The organism is Delftia sp. WSY_12 (genome assembly GCF_043104645.1).
Lineage (GTDB): Bacteria > Pseudomonadota > Gammaproteobacteria > Burkholderiales > Burkholderiaceae_C > Comamonas > Comamonas tsuruhatensis.
The window spans coordinates 229,218-246,438 of record NZ_JBICKW010000009.1 but is presented as its reverse complement, the minus strand read 5'-3'; the positions used below and the strand labels follow the sequence as shown (position 1 = coordinate 246,438).

Annotated in this window: 17 protein-coding genes; 13 read left to right on the top strand and 4 right to left on the bottom strand. The window is 66.4% G+C overall.

Translation table 11 applies throughout. The annotated features are described in order from the left end of the window. Nucleotides 1-81 precede the first annotated feature (81 nt). From ACF8LI_RS05375 to ACF8LI_RS05335, 9 genes are all read left to right on the top strand, one after another. Nucleotides 82-2,517: a heavy metal translocating P-type ATPase gene (locus tag ACF8LI_RS05375; RefSeq protein WP_392412315.1), complete on the top strand. Its 2,436-nt coding sequence runs from the start codon at nt 82-84 to the stop codon at nt 2,515-2,517. Nucleotides 2,518-2,519: 2 nt separating this feature from the next. Continuing rightward, nucleotides 2,520-2,657 carry a cbb3-type cytochrome oxidase assembly protein CcoS gene (gene ccoS / locus ACF8LI_RS05370; RefSeq protein ID WP_013803228.1) on the top strand — a complete coding sequence of 46 codons (138 nt, stop codon included), beginning with the start codon at nt 2,520-2,522 and terminating at the stop codon, nt 2,655-2,657. Nucleotides 2,658-2,720: 63 nt separating this feature from the next. After that, nucleotides 2,721-4,157 carry a cytochrome-c oxidase, cbb3-type subunit I gene (gene ccoN / locus ACF8LI_RS05365; RefSeq protein WP_016445198.1) on the top strand — a complete coding sequence of 479 codons (1,437 nt, stop codon included), beginning with the start codon at nt 2,721-2,723 and terminating at the stop codon, nt 4,155-4,157. A gap of 19 nt (nt 4,158-4,176) precedes the next feature. Further along, nucleotides 4,177-4,809 carry a cytochrome-c oxidase, cbb3-type subunit II gene (ccoO, locus tag ACF8LI_RS05360; protein ID WP_016445199.1) on the top strand — a complete coding sequence of 211 codons (633 nt, stop codon included), beginning with the start codon at nt 4,177-4,179 and terminating at the stop codon, nt 4,807-4,809. An 11-nt stretch (nt 4,810-4,820) separates the two neighbouring features. Then, on the top strand, nt 4,821-4,958 hold the full coding sequence (locus ACF8LI_RS05355) for a cbb3-type cytochrome c oxidase subunit 3 (RefSeq protein ID WP_016445200.1): 138 nt from the start codon (nt 4,821-4,823) through the stop codon (nt 4,956-4,958). A gap of 27 nt (nt 4,959-4,985) precedes the next feature. Next, nucleotides 4,986-5,903 carry a cytochrome-c oxidase, cbb3-type subunit III gene (gene ccoP, locus ACF8LI_RS05350; protein ID WP_016445201.1) on the top strand — a complete coding sequence of 306 codons (918 nt, stop codon included), beginning with the start codon at nt 4,986-4,988 and terminating at the stop codon, nt 5,901-5,903. A gap of 77 nt (nt 5,904-5,980) precedes the next feature. Next, a complete protein-coding gene (gene ccoG, locus ACF8LI_RS05345; protein ID WP_392412313.1) occupies nt 5,981-7,435 on the top strand; it encodes a cytochrome c oxidase accessory protein CcoG in 1,455 nt (484 codons plus the stop codon). Between the two features lie 57 nt (nt 7,436-7,492). Beyond that, a complete protein-coding gene (locus ACF8LI_RS05340; protein ID WP_016445203.1) occupies nt 7,493-7,807 on the top strand; it encodes a FixH family protein in 315 nt (104 codons plus the stop codon). Between the two features lie 182 nt (nt 7,808-7,989). Further along, nucleotides 7,990-8,277, top strand: coding sequence for a hypothetical protein (locus ACF8LI_RS05335; protein ID WP_016445204.1), 288 nt, complete (start codon nt 7,990-7,992; stop codon nt 8,275-8,277). Nucleotides 8,278-8,358: 81 nt separating this feature from the next. On the opposite strand, the gene fnr is transcribed toward ACF8LI_RS05335, so the two are convergent. Beyond that, the gene (gene fnr, locus ACF8LI_RS05330) at nt 8,359-9,078 is read right to left on the bottom strand and encodes a fumarate/nitrate reduction transcriptional regulator Fnr (RefSeq protein ID WP_016445205.1); all 720 of its coding nucleotides are present in this window, start codon (nt 9,076-9,078) and stop codon (nt 8,359-8,361) included. A gap of 161 nt (nt 9,079-9,239) precedes the next feature. Here fnr and hemN point away from each other — a divergent pair, with 161 nt between their 5' ends. The 4 genes from hemN to ACF8LI_RS05310 all read left to right on the top strand — a co-directional run bounded on the left by hemN (nt 9,240) and on the right by ACF8LI_RS05310 (nt 15,254). Next, nucleotides 9,240-10,622 carry an oxygen-independent coproporphyrinogen III oxidase gene (gene hemN, locus ACF8LI_RS05325; RefSeq protein WP_016445206.1) on the top strand — a complete coding sequence of 461 codons (1,383 nt, stop codon included), beginning with the start codon at nt 9,240-9,242 and terminating at the stop codon, nt 10,620-10,622. A gap of 5 nt (nt 10,623-10,627) precedes the next feature. Next, the gene (locus tag ACF8LI_RS05320) at nt 10,628-11,353 is read left to right on the top strand and encodes a sulfite exporter TauE/SafE family protein (RefSeq protein WP_017406349.1); all 726 of its coding nucleotides are present in this window, start codon (nt 10,628-10,630) and stop codon (nt 11,351-11,353) included. A gap of 173 nt (nt 11,354-11,526) precedes the next feature. Continuing rightward, entirely contained in the window at nt 11,527-12,771 is a 1,245-nt protein-coding gene (locus tag ACF8LI_RS05315) for an HD-GYP domain-containing protein (RefSeq protein ID WP_392412338.1), read from the top strand. Next, nucleotides 12,768-15,254 carry an EAL domain-containing protein gene (locus tag ACF8LI_RS05310; protein WP_392412310.1) on the top strand — a complete coding sequence of 829 codons (2,487 nt, stop codon included), beginning with the start codon at nt 12,768-12,770 and terminating at the stop codon, nt 15,252-15,254. Before ACF8LI_RS05315 ends, ACF8LI_RS05310 begins: the two co-directional genes overlap by 4 nt. On the opposite strand, the gene ACF8LI_RS05305 is transcribed toward ACF8LI_RS05310, so the two are convergent. From ACF8LI_RS05305 to ACF8LI_RS05295, 3 genes are all read right to left on the bottom strand, one after another. Then, entirely contained in the window at nt 15,218-16,036 is an 819-nt protein-coding gene (locus ACF8LI_RS05305) for a sulfite exporter TauE/SafE family protein (RefSeq protein WP_016445210.1), read from the bottom strand. The genes ACF8LI_RS05310 and ACF8LI_RS05305 overlap by 37 nt on opposite strands. 391 nt (nt 16,037-16,427) lie before the next feature. Continuing rightward, complete coding sequence (locus tag ACF8LI_RS05300) at nt 16,428-16,829, bottom strand: cell division protein ZapA (protein WP_016445211.1); 402 nt, start codon at nt 16,827-16,829, stop codon at nt 16,428-16,430. A gap of 32 nt (nt 16,830-16,861) precedes the next feature. Further along, entirely contained in the window at nt 16,862-17,071 is a 210-nt protein-coding gene (locus tag ACF8LI_RS05295) for a hypothetical protein (RefSeq protein ID WP_012204637.1), read from the bottom strand. Between the last annotated feature and the right edge of the window lie 150 nt (nt 17,072-17,221).

Sequence of the window (17,221 nt, the reverse complement as noted above, 5' to 3'; positions counted from 1 at the left end):
AAGTCAGCATAGACCCAACCATGAGTTAACGGTTGATTAATGTCAATACGCTTATCATGCCCCCCGATTACGCTAAGAACCATGCCCCACACCATTGCAGCCCCATCCAGCGAGGCGGCGGTGGCGGCGCCTGATTCAGGTCTCTCGCCCTCGCAGCAGGCCACGGCCCGACTGCTGGATGATCCGCAGGAGTGGAGTTCGTTCGGACGGCCCGCAGGCCCCGCAACTCCCGCCGACCCTTCCAAAGAACCCACCGATTTCCCTGCCTGGGATTCGCACGTCGTTCTGGAGGGCATGCACTGTGCCGCATGCGCGCTGACCATCGAGGATGCGCTGCGGGCCGTGCCCGGGGTGGAGAAGGCCGAAGTCAGCGCAGCCACGCGCCGCGCGCGAGTCACCTGGCGCCACGAGCAGGTGCTTCCATCCCAGTGGATGGAGGCCGTGCGGCGCGCCGGCTACCAGGCGCTTCCTGCGCGCGATGCCTTTGCGCGCGAGCGCCGCCAGGCCGAAAGCCGCCGTGCGCTGTGGCGCTGGCTGGTGGCCGGCTTTTGCATGATGCAGGTGATGATGTATGCGTGGCCCGCCTACGTGGCCCGCCCCGGCGACCTGTCGCAGGAGATGGAGACGCTGCTGCGCTGGGCCTCCTGGGTCATCTCGCTGCCCGTGGTGCTGTTTTGCTGCGGACCCTTTTTCTCCAGCGCGCTGCGCGACATACGCCAGCGCCGCGTGAGCATGGATCTGCCCGTGGCGCTGGGCATGCTGATCACCTTCGTGATCAGCTCGCTGGGCACCTTCGATCCTTCGGGGCCCTTCGGCGAGGAAGTCTTCTACGACTCGCTGACCATGTTCGTCTTCTTCCTGCTGTCCGGCCGCTGGCTGGAGCTGCGGCTGCGCGACCGCACGGCCGGCGCGCTGGAAGCCGTGATGAATCGCCTGCCCGATGCCGTGCTGCGCGAGAACGCGGCCGGCCATTTCGAGCGCGTGGCCACGCGCCGCCTGCGTGCCGGCGACCTGGTGCGCGTGCTCAGCGGCGAGGCCTTCCCGGCCGACGGCACCATCGTGCGCGGCCGCACCCATGCCGACGAGGCCCTGCTCACGGGCGAGTCCACGCCCGTGCTGCGTGCCGAGGGCGACAGCGTCACGGCCGGCAGCTACAACCTGGACGCCGTGGTCGATGTGCGCGTGGACGGCGTGGGGGCCGACACGCGCTTTGCCCAGATCGTGGGTCTCATGGAAAGCGCCTCGCTGCAAAAGCCGCGCCTGGCCCAGCTGGCCGACAAGGTGGCGCGGCCCTTCCTGGTCGTGGTGCTGCTGGCCGCGCTGGGCGCTGCCATCTGGTGGTGGCCCACCGATCCCGGCAAGGCCATGATGGTGGCCGTGGCCGTGCTCATCGTCACCTGCCCCTGCGCGCTGTCGCTGGCCACGCCCGTGGCCATGCTCACGGCCGCCGGCACGCTGGCGCGCAGCGGCGTGCTGGTGCGCAACCTGCAGGGCCTGGAAGCGCTGGCCGCCGTGGACACCCTGGTGTTCGACAAGACCGGCACGCTCACACGCGACGGCCTGGCGCTGTCCTCGTTCGAGCCTGCGCGCGGCGAGGATGCCGACGAGGTGCTGGCGCTGGCGGCGCTGCTGGCGCGCCAGTCCATGCACCCGGCCTCGCGCGCCATCGCGCAGGCTGGCGCCCATGCCGCGACGCACTGGAAGCTGGACACCATGCAGGAAGTGGCAGGCCTGGGCCTGGACGCCTGGGTGCAGGGCCCGGGCGAACGCCGCCATCTGCGCCTGGGATCGGCCCTGCATGCGGGCGTGGCGGGCGAGCAGCCCGTGCAGGGCGTGTTGCTGGCCGAGCAGACCGAACAGGGCTGGCATACGCTGGCGCGTTTTGTACTCAGCGAGGACGTGCGGCCCGAGGCCGCCGCCGTCGTGCAGGCGCTCGGGAAGCAGGGCATCGCCGTGATGCTGCTGTCCGGCGACCGCGAGGACGCCGCACGCGCCATGGCGGCGCGCGTGGGCATCACCCAGGCCCACGGCGGCTGCAGCCCGCAGGACAAGCTGGAGCGGCTGCAGCAGGCGCAGGCAGCCGGCCACCATGTGGCCATGGTGGGCGACGGCCTCAACGACGGCCCAGTTTTAGCTGGAGCGCATGTCTCTTTTGCTTTTGGTAGAGCAGTGCCGCTGGCACAATCGCGCGCAGATTTCGTTGTTCTGGGCGACAGCCTGGAACTGGTGCTCCAGGCATGTCTGTTGTCGCGCCGCACACTGCAGGTGGTGCGCCAGAACATGGCCTGGGCTGCCGCTTACAACGCGGTGTCGATTCCACTGGCCCTGGCGGGCTTCATGCCTGCCTGGGTGGCCGGCCTGGGAATGGCACTGAGTTCGCTGCTGGTGGTGCTCAACGCCGCGCGCCTTGCGCGCAGCCTTCCACTGGCCTTGACGAATCACACGGGCACGCCTGCTGCGCCCGCAGCGTCCGTCACCATGCCGACGGGCTCCACCGCAACGGTGGGGAGGTTCTGACTATGGACATTCTCTATTTACTGATCCCGCTGTCGGTGGTGCTTGTGCTCGCCATCCTCGCGGCCCTGTGGTGGGCCGTCTATCGCGGGCAATTCGAGAGCGTGGAACAAGAGGGCGAACGCATTCTTCGGGACGATTGACGTGGGTCAACACGCCCGACAGCGAAGAAAGTAACACTTTGATAGCAATCTAAGGGGTGCACGATGGATAGTTCAAATAACAACGCTGTCTACTACGACGATACCGTCGTAAGGCAGTTCTCTATCATGGCCGTCGTCTGGGGAGTGGTGGGCATGGCTGTCGGGGTGTTGATCGCCTCGCAGCTGGCCTGGCCGGAACTCAACTTCGGCATTCCATGGCTGAGCTACGGACGCCTGCGTCCGCTGCACACGAACGCCGTGATCTTTGCCTTTGGCGGATCGGCGCTGTTCGCAACCAGCTACTACGTGGTGCAGCGCACCTGCCAGACGCGGCTGTTCATGCCCAAGCTGGCCAGCCTGACCTTCTGGGGCTGGCAGATCGTCATTCTCGCCGCCGCGATCAGCCTGCCGCTGGGCTACACCCAGGGCAAGGAGTACGCCGAGCTGGAGTGGCCGATCGACCTGCTGATCGCCGTGACCTGGGTCTCGTATGCCATCGTGTTCTTCGGAACCATCGGCATCCGCAAGGTCCGTCACATCTATGTGGCCAACTGGTTCTTCGGCGCCTTCATCATCGCCGTGGCGCTGCTGCACATCGTCAACAGCGCGGCCATTCCGGCCGGCTGGATGAAGAGCTACTCGGCCTACGCCGGCGTGCAGGATGCCATGGTGCAGTGGTGGTACGGCCATAACGCCGTGGGCTTCTTCCTGACCGCAGGCTTCCTGGGCATGATGTATTACTTCATTCCCAAGCAGGCTGGCCGTCCGGTCTACAGCTACCGCCTGTCCATCGTCCACTTCTGGGCGCTGATCTTCACCTACATGTGGGCGGGTCCTCACCACCTGCACTACACCGCGCTGCCCGACTGGACGCAGTCCGTGGGCATGGTGTTCTCGCTGATCCTGCTGGCTCCCAGCTGGGGCGGCATGATCAACGGCGTGATGACGCTGTCGGGCGCATGGCACAAGCTGCGCGACGACCCCATCCTGCGCTTCCTGATCGTGTCGCTGTCGTTCTACGGCATGTCCACGTTCGAAGGTCCGATGATGTCCATCAAGACCGTCAACGCGCTGTCGCACTACACGGACTGGACCGTGGGCCACGTTCACTCGGGCGCCCTGGGCTGGGTGGGCCTGATCACCATGGGCTCGCTGTACTACCTGATCCCGCGCCTGTTCGGCAAGACCAAGATGCACTCGGTGGGCGCCATCGAGCTGCACTTCTGGATGGCCACCATCGGCATCGTGCTGTACATCGCCGCGATGTGGATCGCCGGTGTGATGCAGGGCCTGATGTGGCGCGCCGTCAATCCCGATGGCACGCTGACCTACACCTTCGTCGAAAGCGTCAAGGCCAGCTATCCGTTCTACGTGATCCGCGTGGCCGGTGGCCTGCTGTACCTGGGCGGCATGCTGGTCATGCTGTGGAACACCTGGAAGACCGCGATCTCCGGCCGTTCCGTGAAGGTGGCCGTGCCTGCCGTCGTGGCCCACGCCTGAGCGTCTAGGAGCATTACTCATGTCCGATCACAACCATAGCGCTCCCAAGAGCTTTTCCCACGAGAAGGTGGAAACCAACAATTTCCTGCTGATCGTGCTGACCCTGCTGGTGGTCGCCGTCGGCGGCCTGGTGGAAATCGTTCCGCTGTTCTTCCAGAAGTCGACCACGGAAGCGGTGGCGGGCCTCAAGCCCTACACGCCGCTGCAGCTGATGGGCCGCGACGTCTATCTGCGCGAGGGCTGCTACAACTGCCACTCGCAGATGATCCGCCCCTTCCGCGCCGAGACCATGCGCTACGGCCACTACTCGGTGGCGGGCGAGTTCGTCTACGACCACCCCTTCCAGTGGGGTTCCAAGCGCACGGGTCCCGACCTGCACCGCGTGGGCGGCAAGTACAGCGACGAATGGCACCGCATCCACCTGAACAACCCGCGCGACGTGGTGCCCGAGTCCAACATGCCTGCCTACTCCTGGCTGGAGAAGAACAAGGTGGATGACACCGTGGTCGCCCAGCACATGAGCGCGCTGCGCAAGGTGGGCGTGCCCTACAGCGACGAGGAAATCAGCGGCGCCGCCGAGCAGGTCAAGGGCAAGACGGAAATGGACGCCGTCATCGCCTACCTGCAGGTGCTGGGCCGTTCGGTCAAGTAAAGGAGAGCGACATGGACATCACCACCATGCGCATCGTGGCCACGCTGGCCTCTCTGGCCTGCTTCATCGGTATCTGGTGGTGGGCGTTCGCCCGCCGCAACCAGGCCCGTTTCGAAGAGGCCGCCCAGCTGCCGTTCGAGCAAGACTGAGTCCCTCCACCAGAACGAGAACTTCCCATGAGCGATTTCGTAAACAACTTCTGGTCGATCTATGTCACGGCGATCACGCTGGGCGGCATCATCGGCTGCCTGCTGCTGCTGTATCTCACCGCACGCAAGAAGGTGGTCCCCTCGGCCGACAACACCACGGGCCACGTCTGGGACGAGGACCTGCGCGAGCTGAACAACCCCATGCCCAAGTGGTGGATGTGGCTGTTCATCATCACCTCGGTGTTCGGCTTCGCCTACCTGGCGGCCTATCCGGGCCTGGGCTCGTTCGCGGGCAAGCTGGGCTGGACGCAGCTGGGTGCCTATGAAAACGAGATGGCCAAGGCCCGCGCGGACCTGGAGCCGCTGTACGCCAAGTTCACGAGCATGAGCACCGAAGACATGGCCAAGGACCCCCAGGCCATGGCCATCGGCGAGCGCCTGTTCATGAACAACTGCGCGCAGTGCCACGGCTCGGATGCACGCGGCGGCAAGAGCTTCCCCAACCTGACCGATGGCGACTGGCTGCATGGCGGCACGCCCGACAAGATCAGGGAAACCATCACGGCGGGCCGCATCGGCATCATGCCGCCCATGGCCGCTGCCGTCGGCACGCCCGACGATGTGCGCAACCTCTCGCACTATGTGCTGAGCCTGTCGGGCAGCCCGCACGACTCGCTCAAGGCTTCGCTGGGCAAGTCCAAGTTCACGGCCTGCGCCGCCTGCCATGGCATGGACGGCAAGGGCAACCAGGCCCTGGGCGCGCCCAACCTGACCGATGACATCTGGCTGCACGGCTGGGGCGAGGCCGCCATCACGGCCATGATCAACAACGGCAAGCACAACGAGATGCCTGCCCAGAAGGACAAGCTGACCGAGGCGCAGATCGCGGTGCTTGCCTCCTATGTCTGGGGCATGTCGCACAAAGACGGCGCAGTCCGTCAATAAGGACAGGGGGCGGCGCTGCGGCGCCGCCTTTTTGCCTTTTGAGTTTTCAGATATTCCAAAAAACCAAGGAACCCACCATGAAGCCCGAGAACGGGGATGATGCCGGGAAGCCTCCCCGCAAAGTCATTCCGATCACGCCTGCCGACCCGGACCCGGGCCAGCTGGTGTCGATGTTCGAGTCCGAGAAGAAGGTCTACCCGCGCTCCATCAGCGGTGTCTTCGCACGCTGGCGATGGGCTCTGGTGTTTCTCACCCAACTGGTTTTCTATGGCCTGCCCTGGCTGGAATGGGGGCAGCGCCAGATGGTGCTGTTCGACCTGGGTGCGCGGCGCTTTTACCTGTTCGGGCTGGTGCTGTACCCGCAGGATTTCATCTACCTGGCGGGCCTGCTGATCATCTCGGCGCTGGCGCTGTTCCTGTTCACGGCCGTGGCCGGTCGCCTGTGGTGCGGCTTTTCCTGCCCGCAGACGGTCTACACCGAAATCTTCATGTGGGTGGAGCGCAAGGTCGAGGGCGACCGCAGCGCGCGCATGCGCCTGGACAAGAACGGCTGGACCTTTGAAAAGCTCTGGAAGAAGTCGCTCAAGCAGTTGCTGTGGATTGCCATTGCCCTGTGGACCGGCTTCACCTTCGTGGGCTATTTCGTGCCCATCCGCGAGCTGGGCGGCGAGCTGCTGGCGCTGCAGGGCAGCTGGCAGGTTTTCTGGGTGCTGTTCTACGGCTTCGCCACCTATGGCAACGCCGGCTACATGCGCGAGCAGGTCTGCAAGTACATGTGCCCCTATGCGCGCTTTCAGAGCGCCATGTTCGACCGCGACACCATGATCGTCAGCTACGACACGGGCCGGGGCGAGCCGCGCGCGCCGCGCACCAAGAAGGTGGACTACAAGGCCCAGGGCCTGGGCGACTGCATCGACTGCAAGATGTGCGTGCAGGTCTGCCCCGTGGGCATCGACATCCGCAACGGCCTGCAGTACGAATGCATAGGCTGCGGTCTGTGCATAGACGCCTGCAATTCCATCATGGACAAGATGGAGTATCCGCGCGGCCTCATCCGGCTGACCACGCAGAACGCCATGGCCGGCCTGTGGCGGCGGGCCCAGGTGCTGCGCCGCATCTTCCGTCCGCGCGTGCTGGTCTACTCGGCCGTGCTGATCGGCCTGAGCATGGCCATGATCGTGAGCCTGGCGCTGCGCCAGTCGGTCAAGGTCGACGTGATACGCGACCGGGCATCGCTGTCGCGCATCGTCGCGGGCGGCAAGCTGGAAAATGTCTACCGCCTGCAGATCATGAATGCCACCGAGCAGGCCCAGCGCTACCGCATCAGCGCCCATGGCCTCGACGGGCTGGGGCTGGCGTCCGAGCAGGAGGTCGAGGTCGGCCCGGCCGAGACGCGCGGCATTGCGGCGCGGCTGCAGATTCCCTACGGTTCCGCCGAGCCGGGCTCGCACACAGTATTCTTCGATATCGATGCCGTGCATTCAGGCGCGGGACGCGCGTCCGAAAAGGCCGTCTTCCTGGTGCCCCGGTGATATGTCTGGCCGGTGCCGCCCAGGCTGCGCCGGCTGTTTGAAAGAAAGAGGTTATCCATGTCTTCCAGTCCCGCAGTCTCCGCGCCCGCCACGGCCCCTTCGCATCCGGACGCCGGCAAGCCCTGGTGGAAGTTCGCCCATGTCTGGCTCGTGGTGGCCGGCCCGGCCGCCGTCGTGGTGGCTGGCGTGGTCACGGCCGTCATTGCGATCAATGGCGCCGATCCCGTGATCGATCCTGACTATTACCGCAATGGCATCACCATCAACGAGCGTGCCGATGGCGTGCGTGAAGTGCCCAAGAGCCTGGCGCCCGCGGTCACCGGCCGCAACCACGCGGCCACGCCCGCGCAGGACCATCCCACGGACCGCTGAACGCAGGAAAATGCCGTGCACAAGGCCGCAGTCGCGGCCTTTTTTGCATGGTGGATGGCATCTCCAGCATGCGCGAGGGCCAAGGGTTTCCTACAGGCAGTGCAGGGTGCGCAGGGCTTGGCACGGTGCGAGGGCGGCGCGCACAATGAAAGCCACCCCTCGACAGCTCAAGGAGATCGCTGATGTTGGCCCAACGCTGGATGTGGATTGCCTGGCCGGCCTTTCTGGCCGCCGCCGTGATGGAGATGCTGGTATTCGCCTTCGTGGACCCGCTGGAGCTGCACTGGCTCGGCGACCTGGGCTGGTCGCGGCAGGGAATCTACACGCTGGCCTTCTTCGCCTTCTGGGGTGTGACCATGCTGTCCAGCCTCATGACCACCATGCTGGGACGCTCCACGCACGATCTCAACGACGGCGTGGTCTCCGAGCCGGACCCAAATCTGGCCATGCAGGGCCTGGGGCGCGATTGAACCTGCGTGCACTGCAATGGCAATGAACAAGGCCCGCGATCGCGGGCCTTGTTCATTGCCGGGGGGCGGGGTCTTGCGGCCTCACTGGCACTGCTGGCTGTTGACGATGCGCTTGAGCGCGTCCGTGTCCAGGATGCGCAGATGGCGCTGGCGCACCTCGATGATGTTTTCCTCGGCAAACTTCGAGAAGGTGCGGCTCACCGTCTCCAGCTTCAGGCCCAGGTAGCTGCCGATTTCCTCGCGCGTCATGCGCAGCACCAGTTCCGACTTGGAAAAGCCCCGGGCGTGCAGGCGCTGCACCAGGTTGAGCACGAAGGCGGCCAGGCGCTCCTCGGCACGCATGCTGCCCAGCAGCAGCATCACGCCATGCTCGCGCACGATCTCGCGGCTCATGACCTTGTGCACATGGTTTTGCAGGGCCGTGACCTCGCGCGACAGGTCCTCCAGCTTGTCGAAGGGCATGACGCAGACCTCGGCGTCTTCCAGCGCGACCGCATCGCAGGTGTGGTGGTCGTTGACGATGCCATCCAGGCCGATGATCTCGCCGGCCATCTGAAAGCCCGTGACCTGGTCGCGCCCGTCCTCGGTGGCCACGCAGGTCTTGAAGAAGCCCGTGCGGATGGCGTACAGCGAGGTGAAGGACTCACCGTTGCGAAACAGCAGGCCGCCGCGCTTGACCTTGCGGCGCGTGGCCACGATGTCGTCGATGCGCTGCATCTGCTCGGCATCCAGGCCCATGGGCATGCACAGCTCGCGCAGGTTGCAATTGGAACAGGATGCTTTGATGGTCTGAAGGTTCATGGAGTAAACATCAGCGGCGCAGCAGTGCGCCGGCGGTGACCTCGTGGATGGCGATGAGTTGGATCAAATTGTCGCAGCACTGCCGCGAACAACTCTTGATATGAGTCAAGGACGCGGCCAATGGGCTGCGGCACAGTGGACGACATTAGAGGAAAAAACCCATGACCGCTGTCACCCCAGAGCTGCTGCGTCGCTTCGACGTACCGGGGCCCCGATACACCTCGTTCCCCACGGCCGATCGTTTCGTGGAGGCTTTCGGTGCTGAAGACTATATCCTGGCACTTGAGCACCGCAAATCGAGTACCGCAGCGCGGGCCATGCCTTTGTCGCTGTATGTGCATGTGCCGTTCTGCGAGTCGCTGTGCTACTACTGCGCCTGCAACAAGATCGTGACGCGCCACCACGATCGCGCGGCCGTCTACCTGGACTACCTGGCGCGCGAGATGGCCTTGCACACGGCCCATTGCGGCAAGGGCCAGGCCGTCAGCCAGTTGCACCTGGGCGGCGGCACGCCCACCTTCTTCTCGGACGATGAGCTGCGCACGCTGATGGCCCTGCTGCGCGAGCATTTCAAGCTGGAGCCGGGCGGCGAATACTCCATCGAGGTCGATCCGCGCACCGTCAGCGTCGAACGCCTGGCCGTGCTCAAGGAGCTGGGCTTCAACCGCCTGAGCTTCGGCGTGCAGGACTTCGACGAACAGGTGCAGATCGCCGTGCACCGCGTGCAGCCGGCCGAGCAGGTGTTCGCGCTGGTGGCAGCCGCACGGCAGCTGGGCTTTGCCTCCATCAACGTGGACCTGATCTACGGCCTGCCCAAGCAGACGCCCGAGTCCTTCGAGCGCACGCTGGCCCAGGTCAATGCGCTGCGGCCCGACCGCATCGCGCTCTATGCCTATGCCCACCTGCCCGAGCGCTTCAAGCCGCAGCGGCGCATCGCGGCCGAGGACCTGCCCCAGGGCGCCGACAAGCTGGCCATGCTCTCGCGCTCCATCGCGGCCTTCATGGACGGCGGCTATGTCTACGTGGGCATGGACCACTTCGCCTTGCCCGAGGACGCGCTGGCCGTGGCCAAGCGCCAGGGCCGGCTGCATCGCAACTTCCAGGGCTACAGCACCCAGCCCGACTGCGACCTGATTGCGCTGGGCGTGTCGGCCATCGGCAAGGTGGGGGCCAGCTACAGCCAGAACGCCAAGACGCTGGAGGAGTACTACGACGCCATCGACGCCGGCCACCTGCCCGTGGTGCGCGGCCTGGCACTGTCGCGCGATGATCTGGTGCGGCGCGCCGTCATCATGGCCATCATGTGCCAGGGCGCCGTGCTGTTCGAGCCCATGGAGCAGGCCTGGCTGCTGGGCTTTCGCGAGTATTTCGCCCCCGAGCTGGCGGCGCTTCAGGACCTGCAGGCCAAGGGGCTGGTGCAGATCAGCGACGAGGGATTCCAGGTCACGCCCATGGGCTGGTACTTCGTGCGTGGCGTGGCCATGCTGTTTGACCGATATCTGCAGGCCGACAAGAACCGGGCGCGGTTTTCGAGGATCATCTAGGCCCCATGCTGTTGTCGCTGCTCTGGACCGCTTTGATCATGGGGCTCGTCGGCGGGCCCCATTGCCTTGCCATGTGCGCCGCGCCCTGCGGCGTGGTCACGGGCGGGGCGGGGCAGGGCACGGTACAGGGTGGTGGGCAGGTGGTCGCCGTCCATGGACTGCAAAGCCGGCTGTGGCTGCGCACGGCGCTGTTCCATGGCGGGCGGCTGGCCGGCTATGCCAGCCTGGGCGCTGCCTCGGCGCTGGCCATGGAAAGCCTGTCCTGGCTCACCAGCCAGACCACGGCGCTGCAGCCGTTCTGGACGCTGACCCATGTCGCCGTGATGGCCTGGGGCCTGGCCATGATGGTGCAGGCCCGCCAGCCCGCCTGGCTGGAGTCTGCGGGCCGCGCCGCCTGGCGGCGCGTGCAGCCCTGGGTGTCCGCCCCTGGCGGCACGCTGGCGGCGGGCTATGCCTGGGCGCTCATGCCCTGCGGACTGCTGTATTCGGCCGTGCTGGTCGCCGCGCTCAGCGGTGGCCCCTTGCAGGGCGCATCGGCCATGGCGGCCTTTGGCGTGGGCAGCGGGCTGTGGCTGGTGGCCGGCCCCTGGCTGTGGCGGCTGGGCCGCCAGCGCCTGAACGGCCTGCGTGCCGAATGGGGCACGCGGCTGGCCGGCCTGATGCTGGTGGGCGTGGCCGTGTGGGCGCTGTGGATGGACCTGATCTACAAGCCCAGTCTCTGGTGCCGATGAACAACAGCGGGGGACAGACTTGGTCCTGAGGGTCGCGGATTGCCTGCAAGGCCCTCAGAACTGGAGATAATGCCCGAATCATCGGCTTACATTTGCCGATTCCTTCAGCCTCGGGGCCGTTGCCGCGCGTGAACCATTCCGTCCTCATCGATATCCGAGACCTCCGTCCGGGCATGTTTGTCCAGCTCGATGTTGGATGGCTGAACCATCCCTTTCCGGTCAGCAGCTTCAAGATCACCTCCAGCGCACAGATCCAGACCCTGAAATCCCTGGGCCTGGAGGCGGTGCGCTGCGTTCCGCACAAAAGCGACGCCTGGCCGGCCGAGGTGCGCACTCCTCCGCCGCAGCCGCTGCCCGCTGTGGCGGCCGCTGCAGCCGAGCCCGCCGAGGAACCTGCACCCGCAGCGCCGCTGCTGCTGTCCGTGCCCAACTGGCGCGGCCGGCTGGAGGACTGCAATGCGCGCTTTCAGAAGGTGGAGCGTGGCTATGTGGCCATCGAAACCACCCTTGCCAGCGCGCCCGAGCAGGCGCGCATGCCCACCGAAGCCCTGGTCGACGGCTGCCTGGCCGAACTGGCCGGCCCGCAGGACGTGGCGATTCACCTCCTGTCCGATGGCGTGGGCAGCAACCAGAGCGTGCACGCCGTCAACGTGACCGTGCTCGGCCTGCTGCTGGGCCGGGCCCTGGGCCTGGAGGCTGTGCTGCTGCGCGACCTGGGCCTGGCGGCGCTGCTGCACGATGCCGGCAAGCCGGTGGCCGGCGCCGAAGGCATGCACGGCCTGGCCCTGGAGTCTTCCGTGCCCGACGCGCTGCGCGACCGCTACGAGCGCCATGTGGGTGAATCGGTGGCCATCGCCATGCGCATGGGCCTGTCGGCCCAGGTCACCACCGCCATCGCACAGCACCATGAATGGGCCGACGGCACGGGATTCCCGCTGAGCCTGGTGGCCGAGGACATGGAGCTCACGGGCCAGATCCTGGCCCTGGTCAACACCTATGACCGCCTGTGCAATCCCGGCGATGCGCAGACGCCGCACACGCCGCACGAGGCGCTGTCCATGCTGTTCAGCCGGCTGCGCGACAAGTTCGCCGCGCCCGTGCTCAATGGCTTCATCCGCATGATGGGCGTGTTCCCGCCGGGCTCGGTGGTGGAGCTGACCGATGGGCGCCATGCCATGGTCATGTCCGTCAATGCATCACGGCCGCTCAAGCCTTCGGTGATGGTCCATGACGCCAGCGTGCCGGCCGCCCAGGCGCCCGTGCTGGCGCTGGAGCTGTTTCCCGCGCTGGGCATACGCCGGGGCGTGGCTCCTGCGCAGTTGCCGCGCGACGCGCTGGACTATCTGTCGCCGCGCCGGCGTGTCTGCTATTACTTTGAACGGGCGGTGGAATTGGATCCGCCGAAGGTGGCGTCTTGAACAAGCAAGCGCTCAACCGCGCCTGGCCCCGCCTGCTCGATGCCCTGCAGGAGGCGCTGTGGCTGATCGATGCCCGCAGCCTGAAGGTGCTGCGCGCCAACGCCGCCAGCGAATCCGTCACCGGCTATGAGACCGATGCCGCCGTGGGACTGCCCGTGCAGGTGTTGGCCGCCACGCCGCAGCAGCAGGCGTTCTGGAGCGACCCCTTCAACTGGCAGGCCGGCGCCCAGTTCATTTCCGAGGTGCGCCGTGCCGACGGCCAGCTGGCGCCGGTGGAGATGCGCGTGCGCGCGCTCGACGGCGAGGTGCTCCTGGTCAGCATGCTGGACCGGCGCGAGCAGGCGCTGCACGAGGCCGAATTCGAAAGCCTGCTGGGCGAGTTGCGCGCCACGCTGGAGTCGGCGGCCGACGCCATCCTGGTGTGCGATCCCGATGGCCGCATCCGCGCCTTCAACCACCGATTCGCCACGCTCTGGGGAATTCCCGAGGCGTTGCTGGTGCGCCGCAACGACGCGGCCATCCTCGATCACCTGGCCGGCCAGGTGCGCGATGCCGAGTCCTACGCGCAGCAGTTGAAGCTGCTGTCGGCCCAGCCCCTGTTGGAAGCGTCCGACGTACTGGACCTGCGCGACGGCCGCATCCTGGAGCGCCGCGCCGTGCCCCAACTGCGCCGGGGCCTGCCCATGGGGCGCATTTTCTCCTTCCGCGACATCACGGCCGAGGCCCAGACCCAGGCGGGCCTGGAGCTGGCTGCGCGGGTCTTCGAGTCCAGCCTGGACGGCATCTTCATCGCCGATGGCCACATGGACGTGGCACGCACCAACCCGGCCTGCGAACGCTTGCTGGGCGGCATGCCCGTGCAGGGCCGCACGGTGGAATCGCTGTTCGAAGCCGCCGAAGACCCATCCGACACGCTGGGCGACCTGGCCCGCATACAGTGGCATCAAGGCGGCTTCTGGGAGGGCGACCTGTGGCTGCGCCAGGCCGGCGGTGCGCGCTGCGCCGTGCGCCTGTCCTGGGTGCCGCTGCGCAATGCGCAGGGCGACGTGGTGCAGAGCATCGGCTTCATGCGCGACCTCACCCAGCAGCGCGTGGCACAGCAGCGCATCGAACAGCTGGCCTACAGCGACGCGCTCACCGGCCTGCCCAACCGGCTCAATCTCACGGAGCGCGTGGATGCGGCCATTGAGGCCGCACGCGCAGGCGGCACGGTGTTCAGCATCCTGTTCATCGACCTGGACCGCTTCAAGATCATCAACGACTCGCTGGGCCACCAGTTCGGCGACCGAGTGCTCAAGCTGGTCGCACAGCGCCTGAGCGACTGCATGCGGCCGGTAGACATCCTGTGCCGCCTGGGCGGCGACGAGTTCGTGCTCTACCTGCACGGCTGCAACGCCGAGCTGGCTGCCGCGGTGGCCAGGCGCATCCTGCAGGAGATGGAGCGGCCCTTCCTGCTCGACGGCCTGGGTTTTTCCGTGCAGTGCAGCATCGGCGTGGCCCAGTACCCGGCCGACGGCCTCACGCTGGACGAGCTGATCCGCCAGGCCGACACGGCCATGTACCGCGTCAAGGAGCGGGGCCGGGGCCATTTCAGCTTCTACCAGCCGCAAATGAGCGCGGGCCTGCTGTCGCGCATGAAGCTGGAGCATGCCATGCGCCAGGCGCTGGAGCATGGCCGCATGGCCGTGTACTTCCAGCCCCAGGTGCACATCGACAGCGACCGCATCGTCGCGGCCGAGGCGCTGCTGCGCTGGACCGACCCCGAATTCGGCGTGGTCTCGCCCGGTGTCTTCATTCCGCTGGCCGAGGAGTCGGGCTACATCGTCACGCTGGGCGCCTGGGTCATGGAGCAGGCGGTGCAGGAGGCTGCGCGCTGGCAGAAGCAGGGCATGCCGATCAAGGTGTCGGTCAATGTCTCGGCGCTGGAATTTCGCCAGTCGGGCTTTGTCGAGCGCGTGACCGAGCTGCTGTGCCGCTACGGCCTGGAACCCCATCTGCTGGAGCTGGAGCTGACCGAAAGCATCCTGCTGCAGGATGCACAGGACATGGCGCTGCGCGTATGCCAGATCGCCGATCTGGGCGTGGGCATGGTCATCGACGACTTCGGCACCGGCTACTCCAACCTGGCCTATCTGAAGAAGCTGCCCATCTCCAAGATCAAGATCGACCAGAGCTTCGTGCGCGGCCTGCCCAGCGACGAGGGCGACCAGGCCATCGTCGGCGCCATCATCAGCCTGGGTCTGGCGCTGGGCGTGGAGATCGTGGCCGAGGGCGTGGAAACGCACGAGCAGCTGACGGCCATCCACCGCATGCAGGGCCACTACTTCCAGGGCTTTCTGTGCGCGCCGGGCCTGCCGCGCGAGCAATTCGGCGAATGCCTGCAGGCCCAGCGCGCCGGCATTGGCGCCATCGCCTACCGGCAGAGAATGGCCCAGGTGGCAAGCGCTCAGCTGCCCGCGCTCAAGCCCTTCCAGAGCATGTAGGCGGCCAGGCCGAACAGCAGCGTGGCGAAGATCCGCTTGAGCTGGGCCACGGGCAGCCGGTGCGCGGCCCGCGCGCCCAGCGGTGCGGTCAGCACGCTGCAGCAGGCCAGTGCCAGCAGGGCCGGCAGCCACAGGTAGCCCAGCGAGTATTCGGGGCGCCCCGCGTCACCCGCGCCTGTGAAGATCAGGCCTGCCGCATTCACCACGGCAATCGGAAAGCCCAGCGCCGCGCTGGTGCCCACGGCCATGTGCATGGGCACCGAGCAGCGCATCATGAAGGGCACGCTGATGAAGGCCCCGCCTGCCCCCACCAGCCCCGAGATGAAGCCCAGGCCCGTACCCGCGCCGTACAGCCCCAGCGGCCCCGGCAGGGCGCGCGTGGCCGTGGGCTGGCTGTTGCTGCGCAGCATGCGCAGCGCCATGTAGCCGATGAACACGCCAAAGAACAGCGCCAGGTACTTGCCACGCAGCAGTGCGAAGACTCCCAGGCTGGCCAGCAGACCGCCCGTGATGATGCCCGGCGCCAGGCTGCGCACGATGTCCCAGCGCACGGCGCCGCGACCGTGGTGGGCGCGCAGGCTGGAGATCGAGGTGAACACGATGGTGGCCATGGCCGTGGCGATCGCCATCTTCACGGACAGGTCCGGGCCGACCCCGCGCTTGTCGAGAAAGTAGGTCAGAAACGGCACAAGCACCATGCCGCCGCCCACTCCCAGCAGGCCGGCCAGGAAACCGGAGCACAGGCCCAGCAGGGCCAGTTCGAGAAACAGCAGATCAGGCATGCGGCGGCAGATCGGTAGTGGAGGGGCGGGCAACAAAAAACCCGGCGCACCGTGGAGGTGCGCCGGGTTGGAATCAGGTGTCTGCAAAGACCACCGGGCCGTCATCCTGAACCGGGGTTCAGGGGGGCAAGGGCAGCCAGACGTTGGGTTCATCTGACGCGAGACGATCACGCTCGAATGGCAATGTACCAAGCCCGGGCTCATAGAGCATTGGTCCAAGGAACTATAAAGCCCGGCGGGTTTGCAGACGCCTCCATTCTAAGGCCGTTGATCAGGCCCGCGATCAAGTTCTTTGAACGGCATGGGCTTTTCATTGACATGGGCGATGCAATGAAAACAGCCTCCGAAGAGGCTGTCGTGCGGGGCAAGGAAAGGCAGCGGCGGCCCAGGCTCAGATCAGCCGCGCATCGCCCTCCAGGGCCTGGTCCAGGCGCAGCACCAGTTGCTCGGCAAGGGCCTGCTGGCGCGCACGCTCGGCCAGCTCCTCGGGGCTGGGCTCGGGCGGCTGGGATGGGGCGTTGTGCTGGGAAGCGGCCTCGTCATGCAGGGACTGCATCTCGGCCTGGGCCGTGGCCATGGCGCTTTCCTGGGCTTCGCGGTCCAGCACGTCGAAGGCCATGTTCAGCGCGGACAGCACGGCCACGCGCTCGCGGGAGCGGACCTTGCCGCTGTCGCGGATGCGGGTCATGGCCGTGTCCACACGGCGCACGGCTTCGAGCAGACGCTCTTCCTGGCCATCGGGGCAGGTCAGCACATAGCTTTGCTGCAGGATTTGCACTTCGATCTGCTTCATGGGCGTTCGGGGCGTCGGCGGTTGCGAAGGGGTCAGGCCCCCTGGTTGGAGGGCAGGCGCTCGATCAGGGCATCGACGCGGGCCCGGGCGGCGTTGAGCCGCGAGCGCAGCGAATCACGCTCCTGGGTCAGGGCCGCCACCTGCTCGGCGAGCAGCGCATTGGTGCGTTGCAGTTCCTCGTGGCGAACCAACAGGCGCTCCACGCGCTCTGCAATGTGGTCGAGGGAAGTCTGGGAGGTCATAGACGCTGAGATTGTAGGACGTGCGAACGAAGTGAGCACATTCCGTGGAAGTATCCGAGGAAACCTGGTAACAGGCAGGCGTACACGGCTTGACGTCAGCGCCTTGCTCGGGTATTGGAGAGCGAGCGCCAGACTGTCTCACAAAATCGT